Origin of the sequence: Streptococcus sp. HMSC066F01 (assembly GCF_001837335.1) — a bacterium.
GTDB lineage: Bacteria > Bacillota > Bacilli > Lactobacillales > Streptococcaceae > Streptococcus > Streptococcus oralis_S.
Genome location: NZ_KV832107.1, coordinates 44,621 through 46,736 on the forward strand (window position 1 = coordinate 44,621; position 2,116 = coordinate 46,736).

Genomic DNA, 2,116 nt, shown 5'->3' on the forward strand with positions numbered 1-2,116 from the left:
ACCTTTATCTCTTTTTAGACTTCTTAACATGTTCCTTGTACATTTTTGACTTTTTCCCATACCATTCTTCGATGGTATAGCCATACTCTTCACGGTATTTCTCTTGATTTTTATTGACTGTATTCAAGTTCTCTAGCGTTACTACATTGGATTTAAAAAATGATACCAAAAATAGTCCTAGGAAAATAGGTGAAATTGGTAATAAAGCAAGCAAGAGATACGCTAGGAAATGATTGAGTCCGTTGATGAAGAGATTGATTCCATACATCAACAACCATAAGAACAAAATAACATTCAAAAATTTTTTATAATATTCTGAGGAGAAATAATCTTTTCTAGCGCGTTGCTTTGTAACAAGGATATAGATAAGGTAAATCAGTGATAAGACAAACCCAATCCAGTAAACGATACGAACTGCTACTAGAGGGATTAAATACAAGATGGCTACAAACCAACTATAATATGTAATTACGAGCAAAAACAATTGAAAAATCTGAGTCATTAAATAGGCTTTAATGCGATTTCTTTTAGAAATAATATAAAAACAAGTAAAATGACCGCAACAAAGAAAAAATAGAAAGCCAAAGAAACTATCTGGGGGAATGAGCCCTTTTTCCACTGATGTTAGCTGTGTAACCATTGAGGTCAGTGGAATAGCTGGGTCATACCCAGCTTCACTAGCCATTCGAAATACACTTATCGGTAAAGACGTACCAATCATAACCATAAGAGAATATAGAGATAGTCCAAAAATCGCCTTTACTAAGCTTAATCTTCGTGCTGTTTCAAGTGCATCATTAATATCTTTTTGTATCTTATCCATTTATTTTCTCCTATTACCCAAACAAGGATGAGGCCGCTTTCAGACCACCATTGAAAAAATCAGAAACATTCTTGCCCACACTTTTGACAGTCTCTAAGCCCTGGTGGATCCCATTTCCGATAGACTCCACCCCCGATTCTACCACGTCCACAGCACCATAAGCTATATTTTTAGCTCCTTGAGTATTTGCTAGTAAGTAATCCGTCCTTAACCCATTATACCAGAATAGTTAATCAATTAGTAAAAAGTATAGAAAAGCACCTGAGTTATTTTCAGGTGCTTCATCTAGAATCAGAATAACCAGGTCCGATCCTCTGCCAAGAGACTAGAAATAGCATCTACAAACCTTTATCTCTTTTTAGACTTCTTAACATATTCCTTGTACATTTTTGACTTTTTCCCGTACCATTCTTCAATGGTATAACCGTATTCTTCGCGGTATTTCTCTTGGTTTTTATTAACTTCATTAAGATTAAATAGTGAAGAGAATGTTGATTTACTCAATGATATTAAGATAATAATGAGAAAGATTGGAGCGATGGGTAATATAGCCAAAAGTAAATGAGCAAGTAAATTTTTAAACCCTGAAATAAGAATACCCGCAATAAAATTTATAAACCATAAAGCCAAGATAACATTTGTATATTTCTTTATTTTCTCCTTGTCAATATCAAAAACTCTAGTATATGACTTTGTTATGAGACTATAAATAATATAGACAACCGCTACGGAATAAGCTAGCCAATAAATAATCCGAATGATTAAAAAAGGAACAAAGAATTGCAAGCCTAAAATTAGTCCAAAAATGCTTAAATGAATAAGAGTGAATAAGACGAGTAAATTGAGTAAATAAGCATAAATTCTATTTCTTTTTGAAATGATATAAATAATCATATACATCGCCCAATAAACTAAAAATAAAATACCAAAAACTTTTTCTGGGATGATTAGTTGATACTCTAATTCAGTAAGCGGCTGCATAAAAGTTATACTATTCTTACTCATGGATGTTCCTAAAGCAATCGCAAACCATGGGGCAAATATACATATAACAAGAAATAATGGCATTGCAAAAATCATTACTAATATATTCCATCTTCGCGTTGTTTCTAGTGCATCATTAATATCTTTTTGTATCTTATCCATTTATTTTCTCCTATTACCCAAACAAGGATGAGGCCGCTTTCAGACCACCATTGAAAAAATCAGAAACATTCTTGCCCACACTTTTGACAGTCTCCAAGCCCTGGTGGATTCCATTTTAAATCTATTTTACGTGTTTCTCATACCATT

2 protein-coding genes are annotated in these 2,116 nt (G+C 33.1%); both read right to left on the minus strand.

What is annotated here, in order from left to right; translation table 11 throughout:
* Window positions 1-4: 4 nt before the first annotated feature.
* Window positions 5-823, minus strand: a complete 819-nt coding sequence (locus tag HMPREF2655_RS03265; protein ID WP_049490279.1) for a hypothetical protein — start codon at window positions 821-823, stop codon at window positions 5-7.
* Window positions 824-1,171: 348 nt separating this feature from the next.
* Window positions 1,172-1,969: a hypothetical protein gene (locus tag HMPREF2655_RS03270; RefSeq protein WP_070837556.1), complete on the minus strand. Its 798-nt coding sequence runs from the start codon at window positions 1,967-1,969 to the stop codon at window positions 1,172-1,174.
* Between the last annotated feature and the right edge of the window lie 147 nt (window positions 1,970-2,116).